Origin of the sequence: Spiroplasma endosymbiont of Panzeria rudis (genome assembly GCF_964019705.1) — a bacterium.
Taxonomy (GTDB): Bacteria; Bacillota_I; Bacilli_A; order Mycoplasmatales; family VBWQ01; genus Spiroplasma_E; species Spiroplasma_E ixodetis_A.
The window spans coordinates 129,649-152,067 of sequence record NZ_OZ026460.1 but is presented as its reverse complement, the minus strand read 5'-3'; the positions used below and the strand labels follow the sequence as shown (position 1 = coordinate 152,067).

Below are 22,419 nucleotides of genomic sequence, written 5' to 3'. Positions count from 1 at the left end.
CGCAAATAAACCTAATGCCAAAAATGATGAAGAAGATAAAAATTATACTGTGCATTATAATGAATCAAAAATTGAAGCTAATAAATATGTACCTATTGTTATTACTGATTTGGATGAAACATTCATAAATAATATTGGTTTTTCAATTTATAAATTTTTTAATCCAAAAATGAAAGATATGGATTATGAATTTAAAAAATGAGTTGATCATCAAGTCAATTTTGAAGAACAACTTTATAATGGAGTTTTAGCATTTGTTAAACATGTATGAAAAAGTGGTGGTATTATTTTATTTGATTCAAATCGTTTTCAAGGCGAAAATATCAAGTATGGAGATGAAGCAATACCAACTAAAAAACTACTAGAAAATAATTATTATCCAAAGGCATTTCTTGATAGTTATGTTTGATGAATGCAAGGAGTAACTAAATATGATTCAAATAATTATAAAGATTTAATATCAAAAGAAAATCGTTTTAATTATATTAATAATAACAATTTTAAATTATCATCAAAAGATAAAAATAGTATGCAAATAAAAAATTGAGAAAATGATTTAGTACCAATAAAAAATGTACCATCACATATTGTAATGAGATTGGGTGATAACATTAATGATTTTCATTCTAATTTAACTAATTCAAAATTAATTGATAAAATATCATTAAAAAATGAATTAATAAATAATAAAAATTTTAATAACTTAATTGGTAAAGTGGGAGATGAATTTTGATTTACAAAAAATGAAAATGGAGAAATAATAGAACATTATTGAAAAGAAAATGAAAAAAATAGTTTAATTGATAGTGATCTAAAAAACCTTGGTTTTGTAAAAGAAATTAAACTAGAAGAAGGAAAAATTAATTGAAAAGAAACTTATGTACTGGTTGGTGGTAATGATGTATATGGTAATTTTTTATGAGATTTAGAAAAAAAATATGGTTCTAATTTAGATAATTGATTAAATTTACTAAAACATTATTTCAAAAAATATGAAAATATATGAAAATAATTTACAAAAATTAATATTCAATCTCTAAATAAAATTAATATATATATATATTAATTGTAAATTTTCAAAAAGATGTTAAAAATAACTATAAACTAAATATTGTTTTTAACCTATTTACTTTGTTTCTCAAAGTAAATAGGTTTTTATTTTTAAAAGGAGTAAAAAAATGAATAAAGAAATTGAACAAGAAATAAAAAACTTAATGTTTAAAGAAATAAAAAAATTAAGAACATATGCTATTAATTATCATAATTACAAAAAAAACGTACAATTTAATGATATAGATATTCAAAATATAAATAATGGTATTGAAAATAAAAGTAAAAAAAGTAATATAAACAGTATTATGAGAGAACATAATTATGCAAAAAAATTATCTATTTTATAAAAAAATTTAATTTAATTATAAAAAGTTTTAATATAAAAAATAGTAAGAACATATGTTCTTACTATTTTTGTAAACTTTGGTTTTGGTAATTTTTTCAATAATTTAAAATTACATCATCATTAAATAAATTAATTTCATTTTTTTTAACTCCTTTTTTTAATTTATTTATATTTTGTCATAATATATTTTGTAAAGGTATTGGATACTTTCATATTCGACGATTAGTTTTAAATTCTTTCAAATCTAACAGTTTATAAGAACGATTAGGAAATACTTTAATATCTAAATCATAATCAATGTATTTAACTGTTTGCGAATCTAAAATAAAGGGACTGGCAATATTACAATAATAATGAACACCATCATTACGAATCATACAAATAATATTGTATCAATCATTTTTAAAAAATAACCAAATTGCTGGATCAACGGTTGTTCATTTACGACCATTAATTTCAGTAATTGTTACATTCTCATTTACTAAAACTAAATATTTTTCAGTATCTTCTAAAACAATTGAATTATTTCAACTACGATATAAATCGCCATTATGCTTATATGCATGAATTGAAAGTATTTGCCCTTCTTTAAGGTACATATACATTTAAACCTCAACTTTCTGCAAATCATAAACAAGTATATAAGGGCGTTGCCCCTAGTTGCTTCGCAACTTACCCCAGTGGCGTAAACGCCACGGCCAACCAACCAAGGTTCTGGTTGGCTTCGACCAATAATATAGGTTTACTCTATTTTAACATCTTTCTTATTTTTCTTAGAATATTTATTTCTATAATAACAAGCACGGCATACAGTATTTTCAGTTTCTTTCTTTTCAGTTTGTAATATATTATCCAACTTATCTAATCCTACTACTCTAATATCATCAACAGTAAAATCTAATGCTTGTGATTGTTCATAGTCTTTAACAGTACTTAATTCACTCTTTAAAGAATGAATATAATTTAAAGCACGACTATTATATCTTTGTAAATAAGACCTAGGAAATCATAAACTAAAAGTCATAGTTTCACCACTATAACTTGGTGGTAAACCACCACGTTTAATTATTCGCTTTGTTTGTCTTTTAGATAATACAACTTTATTATAATCATCAATATTAGTGTAAATATTTAGTTTAAACTTAACTAAAAATAACAAAATACGGATTCTTTTAACTTGCACAATATATTCCACTTTTTCACGTGCTTGTTTTGGTATTCTATCGGGGTGTTGTTCAATCATATACATAATTCCATTAAAATTATGACCTATTAATTTACAAAACATTCCCAAACTTTCTTGTGTTTCTTTAAATTCGGGTGACAAATCATTACTATTAATTTTCAAACCTAACTCATCTAAAACAAGGGCGCATTGCAAACTTGGATACGATTTAATAAAAATATAAATGAGAGATAAAACTCTCATTTTTAATTGTTGAACAATTATAATTAATTATTTTATTAAACCTATACTTTATTAAAGTAATTAATTATTCCAAATTTAATAAAAATTATAAAAGCTATTGTATAGGAATTTGCAAATAGTAATTTTTCTGCTGGTCTTTAAAAATTTAAGATTTTTTTCTCCCCCTCCCTCCAGACCTCCTACCCCCAAGGCTTTGCTACTTACAGTAGCATAAGCCTTACGTATATTAGTAGAAGTATTTAGTTAGTAGTATATAAGCCTTTTATCACTGTAGGTGATAAGGCTTATACGTAGAAAGGATTTGTAATGATTAATGTTAATTTAGATATTAAAAATAAAGTTAGAGAAACAACTAAAGGTATGTTATTAGAAATTGGTGAATATGAAACATGATTTCCAATTAAAGATACTACTATTAATCAAAATAATAAAAAAATAACATTAAAAATAATTGAAGATTTTAATTATAAATTAGGTAAAAAATCAATTACAAAAGATATTGAAAGTATTAAAGGTAGTGAAATTTTAAAATATATTAAAAATATTTCAGATATTACTACAAATGAAAATGAATTAATATCATGTGAATTTTATGAAGAATATAATGGTTATTATATTTTTAAAAATAATAATAATCAAGAATGTTTTAAATATAACATTACATGAGAACAAGATATGAAAAGTTTTAAAATAAATAATCCATATAATGATAATGATTTAGCAATAAATTATATTGTTACACCAATGAAAGATATAAATACTCATAATGAAAAAATATTTTATTTAAAGTATTAAAGGAAATTAATATGTTATTAAATGTTGAAAAAATAGAATTAATTAAAAATTTATGTAATGAAAAATTACTTAAAAATAAAAAATATATTGAAATACAAGAAATATTAAAAATTATAGAAAGAGAGAATTAATTTATGTTGAATTTAAAAGAAGATAAAAGAATATATTTAAAATATGAAGAAATTGAAAAAATATTTGGTTCATGTGATATATGTAATAAAAATTCATCATTTGCAAATAGAACTTGTAATAACTGCTTTTATAAATTAATGAGTGATGATTATGAAGTGTAATACTCATAATGAAAAATATATATGAATTAGTGAAATTGATAATAGTTATTATTGTAATAAATGTATAAATGACATTATTGAAGAAGATATGTATTTAACATCAAATAATTGAGATTCTTTATATGAATATTATATTAATGAATTACAATTAGAAAATTTTAAAGGAGTGTAAAAATAATGAATCAATTAGAATTACATAATGCAATGAAATTAATAGAAAAATTTGAAAAATTACAAGAAGAATTTAATGACAAATATGAAAGTAGTTTAGACGTTAGAATTGACAATGATGGAGATTTAAACATTAGTTGTGATTATTTTAATTATAAAAATGTAAATCAATTAGAACAAGCAATTATTGATTATAAAAGAATTTTTAAAGGTTAAAGGAGATAAATAAATATGGTAGCAGCAGCACTTAAAAAACATGAAGATAAATTATTAATTAAAAATTTAAAAATTCGTCTTACTAAAAATGACCATTATGAATTAAAAACATATTGTTATGAAAGAAATATAACTATGAATGATTTTGTAAGGGATTTAATAAAAAATGCAATTAAACAATCAAAAAAATAATTTAATTCTTAAAAAAGAAACACATCAATATTTTATTAAAAATAAAGAATTAATATCAGTAAGTAAAATACTTGATTATTATTTAGGTAATTCATATTGTAAATGTAATAAATGTAAATATTGTTTTAATATTTATAATGCAAAAATTCGTGGTAATGCAGTTCATAAAGTAGCAGAATTATATTTTAAAAATATAAATATTAAAAATATTAGTAATCAAATTAAAAATTATATTAAAGATTTATTTTCACAAAATTATTTAAATTATTGTTATACATTATTAGATTATTTACCTATTAAATTTATTAATAATAATGAATATATTAGTGAAAAAATATTTAATTATGATATTGTTGCTGGAACACCAGATTTAATTTATAAAGAAAATAATTTAAATATAATAGTAGATTTTAAAACTTATAAAGTTTTTACTAAAGAATTATTAGAAAAATCAAAATTACAAATAATAGCATATTATTGATTATTAAAAAATAATAATTATGAATTATCAAATACTCATTTTATATGTTGAGTTAAAGAAAATGACATTGAATTAATTAAAGTTGAAATAACAAATGAATTATTAATTGAATGACAAAAAGCAATTTGAACATGAAAGGAATTGAAATAAAATGACAAATTTAAATATATATCAAAAATTAAATAAAATACAAACAGAAATTAAAGCAATATCTAAAAATGGGATTAATGATTATGGAAAATATAAATATTGATTATTAAGTGATATTTTAACTGAATTTAAAGAATTATTAAAAAAATATGAAGTTACGTTTATTCATGGCGATATCAAAGATACATTTAATTTTAGTGAAATTGAAACATATAATAAACAAGGTCAATTAATTAAAGAAAAACAAGTTTCATATTTAAAAGAATATAAATTAATTAGTAATAATTTAGAAGATAGTATTTTATTTAATTGTTTTGTTGCTGGAAAAAATAGTGATATTGCAAAAGCAAAAGGTAGTGCTGAAACTTATGGTTTAAGATATTTTTTAATGAATTTACTTTTAATAAGTGAAGATGAATTGGATAGTGACCATAATTTACAAAATCAAAATATAAATAATAATTGAGAACCAAGTGGTAAACAATTATTATATTTACAAAATATAATGCAAAATAATAATTTTATTAAAAATTTAATACAAAAAGAAATGCAAAATAATAATAATTTTAAACTTAAAGAATTAATAATTTTAAAAGGTAAATCTTTTTTAGATGAAATATTTAAAAATAATCAAAATAATTATCAAAATGGTAATTTATTAAATAATAATTTTCAAAATTTAGAACAAAATATAAATAAATTAGATAAAGTAGTATTTAAAAATGAATAAAAGAAAACAATTTAAATATAATGAAAAATTAGTTGAACATGGAATTAAAGTAGCAAAAAAAGATAAACAATTAATGAAAATATTAAAAAGACTAAGTTTAAATTAAGGAGAAATAATTATGACTAATTATTTACTTTCAATTGACCCAAGTATTAAAAATACTGGATTTACTTTATGAGAAAAAGAAAATATAAGTGATAATTTTATAATAAGATGAAAACCAATATTTGTTAAAAGTTATAATTTAAAAAAATATGATGGACAAAGAAAATTTTATTGAGATATAAAAGTTAATGATAATGAATTAGATTTAATTATTGAACGTGGTACTTTTCATTCAAAAAATGGTATTGGTTATGAAACACAAGAACATTTACGTGGTTTTATTGCTGGACAATTTAATAAATTATTAACAAAAAATATGTTAATAAGTCCAAGTGAATGAAAGAAATGATATAAAAATAGACCTTTTGGAGCATATTGAGATATTAAAAATGAAAAATGAACAAAAGAAACATCATTAGCAATGGCACAAATTATTATTTCAGAAAATGAATGAGATTTTAATATTACGAATCATGATGAAGCAGATAGTTTATTAATTGGTTGATATTATTTAAATAAGGAGAAAAAATAATGGAAATTACTACTGAAGATATTATTAATGAATATAAAAACGAATATAAACAAAAATTAATTGATTATTTAAATTTATGTATTGAAATGGATAATAAAAGATTACAAACTAAACTTTATAATGAAAGTCATATAAAAGGTTCAATAGAACAAACTAATGTAATTTTACAATTAATAAAGAATGGAGTATTTGATTAATGCAAAAGCAAAAACAAGAAAAAGTATTACTTAAATGTATTGTTAAAGATTGTAATAGTAAAGTATTAGTTACTTTAAAAATTGGAAATATTGAAGATAGTGCTGTTCAATTTTTTAATATGTGTTATTTTCATAAAAAACAATTTAAAAATAAAGTAAAAGAAATAAAAAATAAGGAGTAAAAAGTATGATAGAAAATCATAAGTTTTTTAAGCCAAAAAATTGATGTTGTAAAAATGAAGATGGTAATCCAAAAAGAGCAGGTGTTAATAAAGAAAATCGTAGAAGATGAAGATTAAAAATAAAAAAAGAATTAAATAAGGAGTAAATAATGAATTTATGAGACTTTTTAAAATATAGTGATAAATATAATGTTTTTAAAATATATACAAGAAATACAGAAATATATTTTTCATGAAATGGTGGAAGTAGTGAATTAGATGATGACCGTACTTTATTAGGTTATGAATTAGCAGATTGAAAAGTTTTATCATATAAACAATATCCAAATGAAATTAGAGTATTTATTAAATTAGATAATCAAGAAATGTGTGCATATAATCATTTTCCAAAAACAAAAGAAGAAAGATTAAATTATAATTAGGAGTAAATAATAATGTTTTGATATGATTGAATTATATTTATAGTAAATACTATTATTAGTTCCATTATAGGTAATATTTTAGGTGAATTAATTATTAGATGATGATATAAAAAAAAAATAAGGAGTAAATAATGACTAAAGAAATTGAAGAAAAAATTATAGAATTTACTAATGAAATAAGTAATAAATTAGATACTAATGAACAAGAAGTATTAAGTAAAATTATAAATAATTATATAAATTTAAGTCAAACTTTAAATCAAATAACAAAGCAACATAAGGAAAAACATAAATAATGACATTTTGATATTGATTTACACATTGATTTTATTTAAGTAGATGAGAATTAATGAATGTACCAATATGATATGAAATAGTTGCTAGTTTAATAATATTTGGAGTAATTGGTTTAATTTTAGGAATTATTGGTATTGGATATTTAATTTATGAAAAAATAACTAATTAAATTATACATATTTAGTAAATATTTATGATATAAAAAATATAAACTTAATATAAGTTTATAACTCATTACTTTATTTTAAAGTAAATGAGTTTTTTTTAAAAAAAGAAAAAAAAGAAAGGTGATTAAATTATGTGAAAAAAAGATGAAAAATATAAAAAATTTAATGATAAAGCTAAAGAACAAAAAAAAGAAGATATGAAGAGATATAATGATTTTCAACAAGAAAGAAAAAAAGAAGAAGAAAAAATAAAAGAAAATCTAAAAAGAGCCGAAAAAGAAGCAAGAGCCAAGGAAGAACGCGAACGAAGAGACCGTGAACGAAGAGAAAAAGAAGCAAGAGCCAAAGAAGAACGTGAACGAAGAGACCGTGAACGAAGAAAAGTAGAAGAACAAAAAGCTCATGAAAAAGCATGAGAACGTGAACAAAAAGAACGAGAAAGAAGAGAACAACAAAGAATGGAATTACAAAAAAAAGAAGAAGATAGAAAATTTAAAAAAGAAATCGAAGAACAAATTAAAGAAATGGAAAAATTAAAACTAAATTCAAATAAAAATAAATCAACTTGGTTGTAAAGATTTAATATTAAAAAAAAGTTACCAATTAAGGTAACTTTTTAATTAGGTGCCAACCTAAGTTTAAATATAAATGAAATAAATTGATATATACAACTTACCTTTTCTAACCCCTTAGGTAAGTATTTTCATATTATACATTAATATTTAAGATTGTGGGGTTTTATCTTTTTCTTGTTTATCTAAATAATTATTTAATTTATCATATAATGTTTTTTTTTCTTTATATCTTAAATTAGAAATAATACAACAACCAAAAATTAATCCAAAAACATTTAATGCAACAAAAAGCAATAAAATACCATAAGTGTTATTTTTAAAACATAATTTTAATCCAAAATAAATAAATGCAGTTATTATTGGCAACATTATAGCAATTAGTAAAGCAATTGTACTAGGTAAATCCATTTTAACTCCTTTGTAAATTAATATTAAAATTATAACAAAGAATATTAAATTATCTATTGTTAAATATTAATTTTGTAATTTTTAAAGTTACATTTGAAATATATCTTTTACCATATCCAATTTTTTCACCAATTGCATCTCCATAAATTGATTCTATTTTTCCGAGATTTATGTAAATATTAAATTTTCAAATTAATATATTATTTTTACTTACATCTAATATATTAATACCACATGCACTATCCGTAGTAAATTCTTCTTTTATACCATAATAACTTTCAGTTAATGTAAATGTATATCCAGTAAGATTATAATTAGATAATACTGTGGAATTATAAGCATATCCAAAAGCAGAATAAGGTTGAACATTAGGAACTAATTTTCAATCTTTAACATTTTTATTTTGTAGATTTGAAAATATTAAATCTTTTAAATCAATAGTTTTACTTGTATTTTCTGTTTTTGCCGGATTAAAACTTTCTGTTGTGTTAAAATTTATACCTTGTTCATTATGTTTATTTTCAATTGTTTCAAAATTATATTCATAATAAATAGTTATGGACTTATAATATCTCTTAAAATCATTAAAACTATAAATCAATAATGTAGGGTCTAATTTTGATGTTATATTTAATACAAAATCATTAGTTTTAATTTTGTTATTATTAAATCAATCATTAGTATTATCATAAGGATTATGCGAACTATCAAAACCAATTAAAGGTATATCGGTTCCTTTATTAATTACATTAAAATTATCTGGATTAATAATTATGGTTTTAGCAATATTTTGTGGACTTGGTGGTAATATTTTTGCTGGATAACTAAATGTAGTTTCCTCACTTTCTTCATATTCATCATGATTTAATTTATACAAAGTCGTTCAATTAAAAGCATTACCAGTTAAATAACCCATATTATTATAACGAAATTGAGCAACTGATATTTCATTATAATCACCTTGATAAGTAAAAGGATTATCACTATAAAATGTATGTCTTTCTTCTCCTTGATGTAATGATTGAGTTACAATTGTATCAATAATATAAGCATAATTTGAACCATCAATAACTCCATTTCCTGTTGGATTTCATTGACAATTTTTATCTTCATTTGTAAAAGGACTTGCTATATCTAAAAACTCAGTATCTTCAGCTAAAATATAAACTTTATTATTTTTCTTTTGTGATAAATCAACTGTACTTATTTGTTCTTTTGTAGTTAATTTCTGACCAGTAGTAGGGTCTCATGGATAAACACTAACTCTATCACTTAATTTCATTGTCATAGCAGTTGTTGAAACATTTGCTCCTAATAATTTACCAATAGTAAAATCATTATCATTTGTAAATGCATTTAAAGGAATTAAACCACCATTACCAATAATACTTTCTAAATTACTTGTAAAAAATGCACTCATAAAACCATTAAAATATAACATTTTTTTATATTGTTGAGCATTTTGAGTAATAACTCAACTACTTCATATACCTAATGTTAAAGCATTTAATAATTTACCAATTAAAGGAATATCACTTAAAGCAAATGGTAATCATTGTTGACTATCATAAGGCATTTGTATTAATGGTGAAAATACTACACTATTAAAATTTAATATTGCTGACATATATTTTTGTGATATTTTTGAATAATCAACAGTTGGACTTCCTATAATTAATCCACTTTCTGGGTCTTTATATTTAAAATTACTTGACATATCAACATTATAATTACCAGTTAAATTATTTATATTTCATTCACTATCTCAAAAGAATTTTGCTTCTCCTACTGATGTACCATTACTTAATCTTGCTTTATCTTTATCAAAGGCAAGCATACCTTTAAAATCTTTTGTTACAAATAAATTATCTTGAAAATTTAATGAAGTTTTTAATCATTCTGTAAAATTTTTAAAATTAGTAAATCCAGTTGGTTTTGCATCCATAATATTATAAAATGTAGTTTCTGGATGACTACTTGTTGTTATTTTATCATTTATACCAGCAATTAAACCACCATTATTTTTAATATTAGTTGTAGATTTTTCATTATTACCAGCAATAAATAATCTTCTTGAAGCAAATACTTTACTTTCAAATATTTCTTCATTATTTTGTTGTATTGGTTCTTGACCTTGAATAATAGGTCTTCCATAATAATAACAACTTGATAATAATTCTAATCCATAACTTTGTCTATGAGAATAACGTACACCAATATCACGCATTAAAGTACGATTTAATGTTACTTTTCCTTGTTGAATAGTTGGGAAAGCATAACCACTACCCGGGCTTGCATATTGTACAAAATCAAGTGTATTTTGACCACTACTAATTACTCTATCATTTAAACTACTAAAAGTTAATACTTGCATACTAAATGCACCATTATAAGGACTATAATAATTTGTTACATTTGAAATATATAATAATTGTCTATCTTGATTTTTACCACTATTACCACCAATATTTTCATTTTCATCATTAAATACACAAAAAAATTGTAAATAATCATCAATTGTAATATGTTGGATAGGTTACACTTTATTGGACACTAATTACGTAGACAAGTGAACAAATTAGTTAAAAGAAAGGAACTATAATTATGGCCAATATTAACTCATATACCGATGAATTTAAAAAACAAATAGTAGCTTTATATCAAAGCGGTAAGTCAGTGTCTTGTCTTGCTAAAGAGTACAATGTTACAAGAGCAGCTACTTATAATTGAATTAAGCAATTTACTAATTCAGGCAGTTTTAAAACTAAAGATAATCGTTCTATTGAAGAAAATGAATTAATTAAATTAAGAAAAGAATTAAAACAGTTACGAATGGAAAATGATATTTTAAAGCAAGCAGCACTAATAATAGGCAGAAAATAGAAATTATTGCTAAAAATAAAGTTAAATATAAAATTCGCACAATGTGTCGTTTTTTAAAACTTTCTAAATCAACATATTATTTTAATTTAAAGGAAAAAGAAAAAAAACAAAATAATATTTATGATGAAGCTGTTATTAGTGCTTTTAAAGAAAATAAAGAAGTTTATGGAACAAGAAGATTAAAAGTTGTTCTAAAAGAAAAGAATATTTATTTGTCACGCAGAAAAATTAAAGAAATTATGAATAAACATAATTTAATATCAAAATACACTAAATTATCATTCAAAAATCATCATAATAAAGTCAACGATAGTCAAATAACCAATATCGTTAATAGAAACTTTAATAATAGGCTTAAAAATGAAGTTATTGTTAGTGATTTAACTTATGTTCAAGTTAATGGTAAATGAAACTATATTTGCCTATTAATTGACCTATTTAACCGCGAAATTATTGGACATAGTGTAGGTACTAAAAAAGATGCATCATTAGTACATCAAGCATTTATGCACTCAAATCGTTGTTTAAAAGATATTCAAATATTTCATAGTGATCGCGGTAATGAATTTAATAATAAAATTATTGATAAACTTTTACTAGCATTCAATATTAATCGCTCTTTAAGCAAAAAAGGTTGTCCTTATGATAACGCTGTTGCTGAAGCAACTTTTAAAACTTTCAAAATTGAATTTATTAATGATAAAAATTTTACATCATTAATCCAATTAAAATTAGAATTATTTGATTACATCAACTGATATAACAACATAAGAATTCACAGCACTTTAAACTACTTAACTCCAGTTAATTATCAAAAATAAATGTCTACCAAAAAATAGTCCTAAAAAGGGTTGCCATTCCATGTTCTTCAAACATTACTAAAGTATATTGTCTTTTTGTTTGTACTGTTTTAAATATTTGATTATTTGGTAAATTACTAAAATCAACACCACTTGTATCATCAATTAAATAAGCATTTCAATAATCTCCAATTTTATATTGTTTTGTATAAAATTCATCTTGACCATTAACTTTATGTGTTTCTTCATTAATTTTACCTTTATTTTTTTGATATATTTTTGTACTATTTTTTCAAATACATACAACTGGAGTAGTACCAGTTAATATTAATTCATATTGTCCAAAATCACTTATTTTACTATTAATTGGTTTATAACCAGTTTCAGTTAAAGGAATTGCTCCATTATTTATAACAAATGGAAATATTTTTCAATAACTACATCTCTTTATTAATTGTTGAGTTTGCTTTAATGCTAGATGTGCTTGTTTCATTAATTGAATTCTTACTGCGTTGTTCATTATCATTTGTATTATCTCCTAAATTTTTATTTAAAAATTTATTTTCATTAATAATATGTTCTAATTTTTGTTTTGCCATTAATGTATCAATATTTTCATATAAACTAATTGCTTCAACTATTGACATTGTTCCATTATTTAATCTACTATTAATTAATTCATCTTGTACTAATTGGTCAACCATAGCAATTGGTATAAATTCAAAACTATAAGGTCTTTCACCAATACCATTTCAATATACTTTTCCATTTTCATCTTTAGAAAAAGTTACTAACATATCAAACATTCTATATAAATAAGTTGTATAATGTGTTATTTTAACTTCTGTTGTTTGCATATCAAATTTATTATTCATTAATGTTTTAGTTTTATTTTCATAATTAATACCATTAAATTCATCATAATCATAACCAGCACCATTAAATATTTGTTTTGCTGTACCATTATAATCAAGTCAATATTCACCAAATTTTGGATTACCTTGTACAATATCAACTCCACCATTACCACCTTTTACATAATTTGCAGTAGTAATATTTAAAAATGCATCTTTAATAATTGATTGAAAATCATCACTTAAATTTAAAGCTTTAAATTTTTCATTATCAATAATTCCATAAAATCTAGTTAAATTTAATATTCTTTCTTTTCTTTTTTGTTTAATAATATGTTGTAAATCTCATATTAAATTTCATACTGGTGCACAATCTGGATATGCATTCATTTGTGTACTATTACCATAAAAATGAATTTGTGGTAAATTTGTAATTTCAACAATTGGTAAATAACCAAATGGATTTTTTAATTCATATTTTTCTTTTAATTGACTTTCTGGTTTAATTTTTGATTTTGTACTACCTAATAAAATTTCTCTATTACCATTAAATATTTCAACTTTTACTTTTGAATTTTCTATTGTTACTCATGTTAAACTACCATTATCACTTTGTTCATTCATAAAAAATAATTCTGCTGATTGTTCTTGTTCATTAAATTTAGCAACACGTGACATAAAACTTGGACTTGGTAAAGTTAAACTTAATTCACCATTTTTAGTTAACATTCATATTAAAAAACATTTACCTAATAATGAATTTTGAATACCAAATTGATATAATTTTTCATTTCATTTATCTTTATCTTTTAATTTATTTAAAAAATTTAATAATTCTTTATTTTCACTTTTAAATAATAAACCTTTACCTAATCATAACATTGTACTTTTATTTGCAATAATTCTAGGTATATCTAATTCTCAAATATCTTCATGTATACTAAAATATTCTGTTGGATTATAATTCATATTATCACTCCTTATTATTAATAAAACTATATTGTTTACCAAATTCAAATTTAGTTTTATTAATTAATAATTCATTATTTATTTGTTCAATTAATCATTTCATATCATTCATTAATGCATAACAATCACTATCTCAAGTATCATCATGTAAATCTAACATTTGTGGTTCATTATTAGCATTATCTATTTTAGATTTAGATAATCATTGAATTAAACTATATTGTCTTTTAGTTTCTGGACAATTATTTCAATCATAACTTAATATATTTTTAATTAATCCAGTAGTAGTAAAATCAATTCTATCTTTTAAATACATTACTGATTTATCTACTGGTTCAAAATTTAATCAATTCATATTTCTTTTATTTTTTTCTACATTTAAAACATCAATAAATGCTTGTCCACCATTACCATAATCAACATAACAAGTAAAACCTTTAAACATAGCAAAATATTTTTGTGCTTCAATTAAATAATAATCAATAATACTATTTGCTAATTCATAAGTATTTTTAAAATACATTGCTGGTTGACCATTAATATTAGCATTACTATGATAAAATTCACTTACTTTATGCGCTCTTCTTCCATTATAATTTTCACCAATAAATCATAATGAAGCAGCAGTAGGATGACCACTACTACTTGTTGCCATACCTATATCTAAACCACCACTTAATCTTTGTACTTGAAAATCTAATTTAGTATTTACTTTATCTAAATATCTTGCAAATATAGCACCTTGTAAAACACTAGGAACTCCATAATATCAACTTTGTGCTTTTATAGAGTCTAATACTTTTAATTCTTCTAAATCATTAATTATATCTTGTGATAAATTATGTTTATTTAATTTTCAATTACTATAATGAAATAATTTAAATTTATTATTATCAATAATAGATTTTATTTGTTCATTTTTTACTTTCATTATTTCTAAATTATAAGGTACACGTTCATTCATATAATTAATATGATATTGATATATATTATCTGGATTACAAGTTGTTATTTTAATTCTTTTTTTAGCATTACCAATAGCAAATGTAATTGCTTGAAATTCTTGTTGTGTAAATTCATTTGCTTCTTCTTCTCATTCTATTGATAAATCAAATCCTTTTATTTCACTACGAGAAAGGCCTTTTAATGGTATTCTATCATTACTATTACTATACACACCCATAACTCTAATAAATGATTTACTACCTTTAAAACGAAAATCTGCTTGTTTATTTGGATATTTTAAAGTAAAATCTTTATAATCTTGAAATCCAGCAGATATAAATGCTTCATATATTTCTTTAACCATATCATTAATATCTTTATTAAGTTTTCTAAAACCATAAATAGCAACTTTTTTATTTAATTTAATTGCTACTGCAAATAATACTGGTAATATCATTGCAACAGTAAATGTTTTTCCACTATATCTAGAACCACTAAAATTATATTCATCATGTGTAAAATCAGATTTACCTAATAATCAATAAACTATTTCATATATAAATGTAAATTCTTTATTCATAATATTATTCTTGCAATTCTTCTAATTTTAAAAGTTGGCCAAATCTTGTAGGGTCACTAACAATAGCAATTGTATCATTCTGCATTTGTAAAGAAAGCATTATTCTACCATTAATATTATCTCAATCCAAAGTTTGAACCTCTTTATTTAATTCACCATATAAAAATTCTTTACACATAAAAGCAAATTTTTTACTACTTGTTTGGCTTTCAAAATTATAATAAATTTTATATTTAGTATTTGATTTAAAAGTATATTTAATATGATTTATATTAACTTTTGTTCCTACTTCTTTTCAATTTGAACCACTTGGACTTGGTTTTGGTGGAATATCTTTTAATTCAATATTAAAGGCATCTTTTTCTAGTAATTTTATATTTAAAGTTTTAGAAATAATATTTAAAGGTAAAATATTAACTTTAATAGTATTTTGTAATTCTTCTAACGAAAATATATTCCCATATTTTTCATTAGCACCTTCTATAATTAATTTAAAATTATTTGCATTTACTACAACTAAATATAAATTTGCTTCAATTCCATCAATTTCTCCTTGTGTAAGAAAAATTTTATCACCAGCCTTACCACCTAAATATTTACCAGTTTTAAATTCTACTATAATTCTTGTATTTACTTGATTAAATGGTGGTTTTTCTCAAGTTATAAGTACCCTATAAAGTTTATCAAATCAAAGTTTAAAATTATTATATTCACGATTATTTATACTTTCACCTATTATTTTTCAATTTTCTTTATCTTGTTTTTTATCAATATTAGTTTTATTTTCATTAATAGAACCAACAACTGTTTTATTAGTAGTTTCTAAATTAGGAATTTCTTGACTTACAGCATTTATTTGAAATGCAATAGGAAATTGTGCTTTTGTATCTTCTAATTTTTTATCTACTTCTTCTTTTTTATAATAATCAGTTAAATCAGTAGAACCACCAATAGCACTAATAGTATTAGTTTTTTCATCAATCTTAATATTTTCACCAGCAGTTAATTTATTTTGTTTTTTATCTAATAAATTATCAACATATACTTTAGTAGTAGCATCACTTAAAAATGTAGGTGTACCAACATCAATAATTCTTTTACCATTAACATCAATACCTTTATAATCTTTTGGTTTAATAAAATTAGGATTATCTTTATCAATTTCTCATAATGAATGACTATCACTTGATTTAATACCAGTAGTATCAATATCAAGTACTGAACCCATAATGTTTTTTGGATGAGTAATAGTAATTTTAGTTCTATCATCACTACTTTTAATATTAGTAAATGGTACATAAATTTCTCATGGATTTTGTTCACCACCATTACCCATAAATTTTTTAAATCAATTTTGTTTAGGTGAAACATCAAGATTAAAACCTTGCATAGTTGGATATTCATTTATTTCTTTTAAATAATTAAATACTTGTGGAACAATATAATAAGGATCTTCTGGATTATTTTGTGAATAAGTAATGCCACCTTGACCAATACTTGCTTGACCACGTGCATATTCAACACCTTTACCTAATAAAAAATTAACATAATGAGTAGTTGCCGTTTGAATATTATCAGTAAATTTAGTTGAATTTATTTCTGGTCATTTTTTTGAAATAGTAAAACCACTTAAAAAATCAATATTACTACTTGCAATTTCTATTGCATATCTAATTTCACTATCTGGTGTTGTAACTTCATCAAATAATGATTTATTAAAACCTTTTCAATTTTTAAATTCTTCAATTGTAATAAACATTAATGGGTCTTTAATAGCCATAATAATTTACTCCTTAATGTAAAATAAAGGGTATTTAAACCCTTTAAATTTTAAATTTAGTTACTTTTTTCTTATCTTTTTCAGATAATTCTTTCTTTTTAGATTTTTGTGCTATTACAAAATTATCTATTTGTTCTTGTTCTACATTAAAACTATCAAGTAATTTAGCAGTTGATGTAGTTTCTAATTGTAATTGAGAATTTATTTGTTTAATATTTGCTTTAATAAATTCTAATTCTTTATTATTTTTTAATTCTTTTGCTAAATTTGATTGTTTTGATTTTTTAATAAATTTTGATAAAAATAATAAAACAATAGTAACAATTACTCCACTAGCAACTGCTCCACTTAATACTGCTGATATTACTGTTGTAGATAAATTCATTTTTTATTCCTCCAATTGTATTTTATTTGAATGTTGTTTACATAAATGACATTCTTTTTTATGTTTTCTAATATGTTTATATTGATATATTAAATATGGACTTGTAATAATAATTGGTATAGTTATTAATAAATATTTAATTAATTTTCCATAATTACCTAATTTAGTAATAATATTTAAACTAATATGACCAAACATAGGAAATAACGTTAATATTAAATGGTCAGGTCAAGTAAAATTATATTGATTAGTTTGATTATCAATAATTAAATTAGTGATTGGATGAGTATAATTACCTATTCCCATTGATATTGGTATTTTAGGTATTAATCAAGGTGTTATTGTAAAAAATAATGTTATAAACATACCAAGACTATGACTAGTTATTTTTAAAATATTTGATATTAAAATTTTTATTTTATCTATATGAGTACTATTTTTATTAAATCAAATCTTATTTAATCTTTTATATTCTTTATTATCTTTACTTAATGGATTAATAGTATTTCATATACCAATTGGTTTAATTGGTTTATCTAATTCAATAATAATTACCACCTACTTTCATGTTTTATAAAAATTAGAATTTCTTTTAATTTTTATATATTTATTTGTATGTAAAGAATTTTTTAATAATTGTTTTCTTTCATATCTTCATTGTGTACTTCCAATTTCATTTTTAGATAAAGTTTTATATTCTTTTAATTTAAAAAAACCTTTTTCTAATCTATTAATAAAATGCATAGTTTTTTGTACATTAATATTATTAGGATAAATTACACTAGTATCTTGTGAACCATAATATTTACCTTTTTTTGCTAATTCACTTTTAACATATTTTCTTAATTGACTTGGTAATCATTTTCTATTTCAAAATTTTCAAAATATTGTTCCAGCACCAGAACCATTTTTACCTTTAGCTTGTGTCATTAATATTCATATTTCTTGTGGAAATGTTGGATAAGTATATGGACCATATCATATTTGTCTTTTATCATTATCACTTTGAAATAATGTTGTTAAAGTTCCAATTTTTAAATTTTTATTATCAACAATAAATCTTCCTTTTTTAAATCATGAACTTGATAATACTTCTCATGCATTTTCTGGTATTTCTTCTTCATTTTCTTTAAATAAATTATTAAATTTATTAACATAATTTTTAACAGTTCTAATTTCTGTTGACATAATAGAATTTTTAAAACTATTTATTGGATTTTTAAATTTATTAATTTCATTTTGTAATATAGATAATTCACTTGGTTTTAATATACTTGTTAATTTTTTAAGTATATTTGGATTAAAAACACTATATGGTTGATGTATTTCTTTTTCACTAATATTTTCACTATCAAATACTGCTTTTAATGATTTATTTTTATAATAAGTTTTTAAAGCATTTATTAATGCTAATTTAATATCATTACTTACTAAAGCATTGTATATTCATTCAATAATTAAAGGATTCATTATAAACTCATGTGATTATAATCTCAATTTAATGAAGCATTATCATGATTTAATGGTACTTCGCTCATATTATCACTACCATAATATTGACTTGCAGTTTCACTATTAATAGTAAATCTATTATCATTAATTAATCTTGCAGTTTCATTATTAAATGGTGTTTCTTGCATTTCTTGAATATGATGTGTTGTTTCCATAGGTAGTAAATTATGAATAATTTCACTTGCACCAGCAATTATGGTAGGTACTGCATAAGCATTCATAAAATCATTATTAATACCCATAGCAACACCACTACTAATCAAACAACCACCAGTTGCCATATTTGCTATTTTACGTATAGTTTCAAATCTATTTGGGATTAATTCAGTTAATCCACTAATAAGATTTGAAATACCATAAGCATTTAAAGAAAAATATGTATCTCAATCCATTAAATGATTATCAGTCCTATTATTACTAAATAATAAATCATCTGGAAATGGATTAATTGGTGTTGTAGTAGTTATTGGATTTTCTGTTGGATTAGGATTAATATCATTATTAGTAAATTTTGCATAATTAACTAAACCAATTGTTCCTAAACCTAATAAGATTTTTTTACTACTATTAATTAATTTAGTTTTAGTATTTGGTCTTTGATTTAAATTTCAAATATCTAAACCTAATTTTTTACCAAATAATAAACTATTAATTGAACCTAATACTGGATTTGCAATTACTTGACCATAATAAGCACTTGTACCTATCATTGCACTTAAAGGACTAATTGAAGAACGAATTATCTTTAATAAAGTATAATTATTTAATTGTATATCTTCAGAAATTGGCATTTTCATTAACTCCTTTTAATAAATTAGGTTGTTTTTCTATTTTAATTATTACTTTACCTTCACAATGTATATTATCTCCAACACATATTGCATAACTATCATGTACATCACTTACAATAAAATAATCATTTCTTAATTTAGGATATTCATCTAATAAAATTGCTCTAATATCATTACTTGTAGTTAAATCTGCTGGTTTTGGTGAATAAATAGTAATACGTGCTTTTTCATTAAAATATTTATAAATATATTCCATAATTATTTTTTAGAAAATTTTAATTCTATTTCTTCAATATAATCTTTATCATTACCAGTCATAGTAGCACTTGTTTTTGTAATATTACTAAATATTGCTTTACCTTTTTCATAACCACGATTACCAGCATTTATTATTGCAGTTTCTAATTCATCATTAGTTGGTGTATCACCAGCCATAGTTATTTTTCCTAAATTTTTAAAATAAATTAAATCATTTAAACTAATTCTAAAATCATCAAAATCAGCAATTTTAAATGTTACTGGTGATTTTTCTCTTTCTGCTGGAGTTAATTTAATTCAATTAGTTCAACAACGTTTTTGTGCTTCTTTAATTTCATAAGCAGTTGGCATTTTTTCCATAATAATAAATGATAATCAACCACGAATTGCTGTTGTTATACCATAAAGTGCTTTACCTAATGTTTTTTGATTTAATGTATTATTATCAATTAAATTAACAATTTTTTGAAAACTATTAGGTTGTGCAAATGCATTTCTATGTACAAAAACTCCTAATACTTTTTTTAAATCAAATGTTTTTTCTAAATGTAAACCAGTTTTAGTATCTTTAACCATATCTTTATTTAAAAACATATGTTTATATAAAAACATACCAAATACTGATTGTTTATATAATTGGCCACTTGCTACAGTATCTGCAGCAATTTGACCATAATTTAATCTTAAATATGCTTTTGTTAATTGTAACATTGGAGTAAATCCTAATGCACCAATAAAATCACTTACATTTGTACCAATTTCAGTTTCAGTTATATTTCCTAATAATTCATTCATTTTATCTCCAATTTGATAAAATGCTGATTTTGCTGTATCTTCTGTCATTTCTAACATATTAATAGGAATTACTTGTGATTTAGCAATACAATAATCTTTAATACCTTGTAAAAAAATACATTCTTGTATAAATAAATAATTTCTTAATGCACTTTCTGCTCATATTGATAACATATTTGCTTTTAAAGGAATTGGACTTGACATAAATCTATTCATATCAAAATCTTCAGTTCTTCAATCAATAACTAATATTTGGTCTAAAATAACACTAGTTGTTCTTAATGTTGTTCATTGTTTATTTGTTCCAACTTCAACATCATATTTTGAACCTCAACGTAAACGTTCAGCAATACGGTAATATGCTTCTACTGCTCCAGGTATTTCACTTATTTGTTCTGCAACTGCACTTGCTTTTAAAAACATCATACTTTCATCATTATAAAGTATACCTTTTACTTGTGCTTCCATAGCAGTTAACATTGCTTTATTTCCATTATTACCACCAGTAATTAAACCAGTTGGAACTTGTGGAATAGCCATAATATCTCTCCTTTTGAGAAATATTTAATTATTTACTAAATAAAAATTCTAAAAATTTAATCATTTCTTGTTTAGTTTTTGCACCAACAACTTCTGTATTTTTTAATAATTCTTCATTTTTAGATGTAATATTATTATCTAATTCAAAAAGTGTTTTTGGATTAAAAAACTCTTGTTTAGATTCTTCATTTTTAATAATTTCTTGTTTTTTAATTTCTTTATTATGTAAATTATTATTAAATATTTCTGCATAATCTTCTTTTATTTTATTTAAAGCAGAATGTTTATCAAGTTCTTTATATTCAGTATTAATTAATGATTTAACTATTTTTAATTGTTTATCATTAAAACCATTAAATAATTCTTTTTCTTGATATTCATTAACTTTATTTTCATATTCTTTTAATTTTGTTTCATATTCATTTATTTTTGGTTCTAATTCAGTTTTAGTATTTTTATAAACAAAATTTCGGTGTTGTTCTAATAAATTTTCCAATTCTTCATTAGTATAATTTTTACTTTTATCTCAGTTAAAGTTTTCCATATTTAACTCCTAAACTCACAGAATGGCTACTGTTTCCTTAAT

At 21.9% G+C, this 22,419-nt stretch carries 33 protein-coding genes; 18 read left to right on the top strand and 15 right to left on the bottom strand.

The genetic code is table 4. From position 1 onward, the window contains the following. Nucleotides 1–49: 49 nt before the first annotated feature. Both AACK89_RS00900 and AACK89_RS00895 read left to right on the top strand, forming a co-directional pair. Nucleotides 50–1,012 (top strand): HAD family acid phosphatase, encoded by a 963-nt coding sequence (locus AACK89_RS00900; protein ID WP_338978675.1) that lies wholly within the window; start codon nucleotides 50–52, stop codon nucleotides 1,010–1,012. Nucleotides 1,013–1,178: 166 nt separating this feature from the next. Further along, complete coding sequence (locus AACK89_RS00895; protein ID WP_281748988.1) at nucleotides 1,179–1,400, top strand: hypothetical protein; 222 nt, start codon at nucleotides 1,179–1,181, stop codon at nucleotides 1,398–1,400. A gap of 61 nt (nucleotides 1,401–1,461) precedes the next feature. Here the strand turns inward: AACK89_RS00895 and AACK89_RS00890 are convergent, their stop codons facing one another. Both AACK89_RS00890 and AACK89_RS00885 read right to left on the bottom strand, forming a co-directional pair. After that, a complete protein-coding gene (locus tag AACK89_RS00890; RefSeq protein WP_338961175.1) occupies nucleotides 1,462–1,998 on the bottom strand; it encodes a DUF402 domain-containing protein in 537 nt (178 codons plus the stop codon). A gap of 143 nt (nucleotides 1,999–2,141) precedes the next feature. Continuing rightward, a complete protein-coding gene (locus AACK89_RS00885) occupies nucleotides 2,142–2,828 on the bottom strand; it encodes a hypothetical protein (protein WP_338978674.1) in 687 nt (228 codons plus the stop codon). A 306-nt stretch (nucleotides 2,829–3,134) separates the two neighbouring features. On the opposite strand from AACK89_RS00885, the gene AACK89_RS00880 reads away from it, so the two are divergent. The 15 genes from AACK89_RS00880 (at nucleotide 3,135) to AACK89_RS00810 (ending at nucleotide 8,333) form a co-directional block, all read left to right on the top strand. Continuing rightward, nucleotides 3,135–3,623 carry a hypothetical protein gene (locus AACK89_RS00880; RefSeq protein ID WP_338978672.1) on the top strand — a complete coding sequence of 163 codons (489 nt, stop codon included), beginning with the start codon at nucleotides 3,135–3,137 and terminating at the stop codon, nucleotides 3,621–3,623. A gap of 134 nt (nucleotides 3,624–3,757) precedes the next feature. Continuing rightward, nucleotides 3,758–3,916, top strand: a complete 159-nt coding sequence (locus tag AACK89_RS00875; protein ID WP_338978670.1) for a hypothetical protein — start codon at nucleotides 3,758–3,760, stop codon at nucleotides 3,914–3,916. Next, nucleotides 3,900–4,088 (top strand): hypothetical protein, encoded by a 189-nt coding sequence (locus tag AACK89_RS00870; RefSeq protein WP_338978668.1) that lies wholly within the window; start codon nucleotides 3,900–3,902, stop codon nucleotides 4,086–4,088. Before AACK89_RS00875 ends, AACK89_RS00870 begins: the two co-directional genes overlap by 17 nt. A gap of 5 nt (nucleotides 4,089–4,093) precedes the next feature. Continuing rightward, nucleotides 4,094–4,303 carry a hypothetical protein gene (locus AACK89_RS00865; protein WP_338978665.1) on the top strand — a complete coding sequence of 70 codons (210 nt, stop codon included), beginning with the start codon at nucleotides 4,094–4,096 and terminating at the stop codon, nucleotides 4,301–4,303. Nucleotides 4,304–4,318: 15 nt separating this feature from the next. Beyond that, a complete protein-coding gene (locus AACK89_RS00860) occupies nucleotides 4,319–4,495 on the top strand; it encodes a hypothetical protein (protein ID WP_199188879.1) in 177 nt (58 codons plus the stop codon). Further along, the gene (locus tag AACK89_RS00855; protein WP_338978662.1) at nucleotides 4,470–5,126 is read left to right on the top strand and encodes a PD-(D/E)XK nuclease family protein; all 657 of its coding nucleotides are present in this window, start codon (nucleotides 4,470–4,472) and stop codon (nucleotides 5,124–5,126) included. Before AACK89_RS00860 ends, AACK89_RS00855 begins: the two co-directional genes overlap by 26 nt. Nucleotide 5,127: 1 nt before the next feature. Next, on the top strand, nucleotides 5,128–5,856 hold the full coding sequence (locus tag AACK89_RS00850) for an ERF family protein (protein WP_338978659.1): 729 nt from the start codon (nucleotides 5,128–5,130) through the stop codon (nucleotides 5,854–5,856). A 118-nt stretch (nucleotides 5,857–5,974) separates the two neighbouring features. Continuing rightward, complete coding sequence (locus AACK89_RS00845; RefSeq protein ID WP_338978657.1) at nucleotides 5,975–6,493, top strand: hypothetical protein; 519 nt, start codon at nucleotides 5,975–5,977, stop codon at nucleotides 6,491–6,493. Then, nucleotides 6,493–6,690, top strand: a complete 198-nt coding sequence (locus AACK89_RS00840; RefSeq protein WP_338978656.1) for a hypothetical protein — start codon at nucleotides 6,493–6,495, stop codon at nucleotides 6,688–6,690. Before AACK89_RS00845 ends, AACK89_RS00840 begins: the two co-directional genes overlap by 1 nt. Further along, nucleotides 6,690–6,872, top strand: a complete 183-nt coding sequence (locus tag AACK89_RS00835) for a hypothetical protein (protein ID WP_338978655.1) — start codon at nucleotides 6,690–6,692, stop codon at nucleotides 6,870–6,872. The genes AACK89_RS00840 and AACK89_RS00835 overlap by 1 nt, the downstream gene beginning before the upstream one ends. Before the next feature lie 5 nt (nucleotides 6,873–6,877). Continuing rightward, on the top strand, nucleotides 6,878–7,018 hold the full coding sequence (locus tag AACK89_RS00830) for a hypothetical protein (RefSeq protein WP_338978652.1): 141 nt from the start codon (nucleotides 6,878–6,880) through the stop codon (nucleotides 7,016–7,018). A 3-nt stretch (nucleotides 7,019–7,021) separates the two neighbouring features. Further along, nucleotides 7,022–7,294: a hypothetical protein gene (locus tag AACK89_RS00825; protein ID WP_338978648.1), complete on the top strand. Its 273-nt coding sequence runs from the start codon at nucleotides 7,022–7,024 to the stop codon at nucleotides 7,292–7,294. Nucleotides 7,295–7,425: 131 nt separating this feature from the next. After that, nucleotides 7,426–7,590, top strand: coding sequence for a hypothetical protein (locus tag AACK89_RS00820; RefSeq protein WP_338978645.1), 165 nt, complete (start codon nucleotides 7,426–7,428; stop codon nucleotides 7,588–7,590). After that, nucleotides 7,590–7,760 (top strand): hypothetical protein, encoded by a 171-nt coding sequence (locus tag AACK89_RS00815; protein WP_338978643.1) that lies wholly within the window; start codon nucleotides 7,590–7,592, stop codon nucleotides 7,758–7,760. The genes AACK89_RS00820 and AACK89_RS00815 overlap by 1 nt, the downstream gene beginning before the upstream one ends. Nucleotides 7,761–7,889: 129 nt before the next feature. Beyond that, on the top strand, nucleotides 7,890–8,333 hold the full coding sequence (locus tag AACK89_RS00810) for a hypothetical protein (RefSeq protein WP_338978641.1): 444 nt from the start codon (nucleotides 7,890–7,892) through the stop codon (nucleotides 8,331–8,333). Between the two features lie 147 nt (nucleotides 8,334–8,480). On the opposite strand, the gene AACK89_RS00805 is transcribed toward AACK89_RS00810, so the two are convergent. Continuing rightward, nucleotides 8,481–8,741 carry a hypothetical protein gene (locus AACK89_RS00805; protein WP_338978638.1) on the bottom strand — a complete coding sequence of 87 codons (261 nt, stop codon included), beginning with the start codon at nucleotides 8,739–8,741 and terminating at the stop codon, nucleotides 8,481–8,483. A gap of 49 nt (nucleotides 8,742–8,790) precedes the next feature. Beyond that, nucleotides 8,791–11,115: a hypothetical protein gene (locus tag AACK89_RS00800; RefSeq protein ID WP_338978637.1), complete on the bottom strand. Its 2,325-nt coding sequence runs from the start codon at nucleotides 11,113–11,115 to the stop codon at nucleotides 8,791–8,793. Between the two features lie 230 nt (nucleotides 11,116–11,345). Here AACK89_RS00800 and AACK89_RS00795 point away from each other — a divergent pair. Then, a protein-coding gene (locus AACK89_RS00795) for an IS3 family transposase (RefSeq protein ID WP_338977768.1) occupies nucleotides 11,346–12,445 on the top strand; the annotation gives its coding sequence in 2 pieces (ribosomal slippage) (nucleotides 11,346–11,589 and nucleotides 11,589–12,445; 1,101 coding nt in all). A 4-nt stretch (nucleotides 12,446–12,449) separates the two neighbouring features. Here the strand turns inward: AACK89_RS00795 and AACK89_RS00790 are convergent. From AACK89_RS00790 to AACK89_RS00740, 11 genes are read right to left on the bottom strand one after another with little or no spacing between them, the layout of a single operon-like run. Then, nucleotides 12,450–12,950 carry a hypothetical protein gene (locus tag AACK89_RS00790; protein WP_338978635.1) on the bottom strand — a complete coding sequence of 167 codons (501 nt, stop codon included), beginning with the start codon at nucleotides 12,948–12,950 and terminating at the stop codon, nucleotides 12,450–12,452. Next, nucleotides 12,862–14,247, bottom strand: a complete 1,386-nt coding sequence (locus AACK89_RS00785; protein WP_338978633.1) for a hypothetical protein — start codon at nucleotides 14,245–14,247, stop codon at nucleotides 12,862–12,864. Before AACK89_RS00785 ends, AACK89_RS00790 begins: the two co-directional genes overlap by 89 nt. 1 nt (nucleotide 14,248) lies before the next feature. Next, the gene (locus AACK89_RS00780; protein WP_174480419.1) at nucleotides 14,249–15,772 is read right to left on the bottom strand and encodes a hypothetical protein; all 1,524 of its coding nucleotides are present in this window, start codon (nucleotides 15,770–15,772) and stop codon (nucleotides 14,249–14,251) included. A 4-nt stretch (nucleotides 15,773–15,776) separates the two neighbouring features. After that, a complete protein-coding gene (locus AACK89_RS00775) occupies nucleotides 15,777–17,552 on the bottom strand; it encodes a hypothetical protein (RefSeq protein ID WP_338978631.1) in 1,776 nt (591 codons plus the stop codon). Nucleotides 17,553–17,595: 43 nt separating this feature from the next. Continuing rightward, entirely contained in the window at nucleotides 17,596–17,937 is a 342-nt protein-coding gene (locus tag AACK89_RS00770) for a hypothetical protein (protein ID WP_174480417.1), read from the bottom strand. A 3-nt stretch (nucleotides 17,938–17,940) separates the two neighbouring features. Then, nucleotides 17,941–18,495 (bottom strand): hypothetical protein, encoded by a 555-nt coding sequence (locus AACK89_RS00765; protein WP_338978629.1) that lies wholly within the window; start codon nucleotides 18,493–18,495, stop codon nucleotides 17,941–17,943. Next, complete coding sequence (locus tag AACK89_RS00760; RefSeq protein ID WP_338978627.1) at nucleotides 18,496–19,407, bottom strand: hypothetical protein; 912 nt, start codon at nucleotides 19,405–19,407, stop codon at nucleotides 18,496–18,498. Continuing rightward, nucleotides 19,407–20,240, bottom strand: coding sequence for a hypothetical protein (locus tag AACK89_RS00755; RefSeq protein ID WP_338978626.1), 834 nt, complete (start codon nucleotides 20,238–20,240; stop codon nucleotides 19,407–19,409). Before AACK89_RS00755 ends, AACK89_RS00760 begins: the two co-directional genes overlap by 1 nt. Next, nucleotides 20,209–20,496: a hypothetical protein gene (locus AACK89_RS00750; RefSeq protein ID WP_338978625.1), complete on the bottom strand. Its 288-nt coding sequence runs from the start codon at nucleotides 20,494–20,496 to the stop codon at nucleotides 20,209–20,211. Before AACK89_RS00750 ends, AACK89_RS00755 begins: the two co-directional genes overlap by 32 nt. 2 nt (nucleotides 20,497–20,498) lie before the next feature. Then, entirely contained in the window at nucleotides 20,499–21,833 is a 1,335-nt protein-coding gene (locus tag AACK89_RS00745; RefSeq protein WP_338978622.1) for a hypothetical protein, read from the bottom strand. 28 nt (nucleotides 21,834–21,861) lie between these two features. Beyond that, nucleotides 21,862–22,377 carry a hypothetical protein gene (locus AACK89_RS00740; protein ID WP_338978619.1) on the bottom strand — a complete coding sequence of 172 codons (516 nt, stop codon included), beginning with the start codon at nucleotides 22,375–22,377 and terminating at the stop codon, nucleotides 21,862–21,864. Nucleotides 22,378–22,419 lie beyond the last annotated feature (42 nt).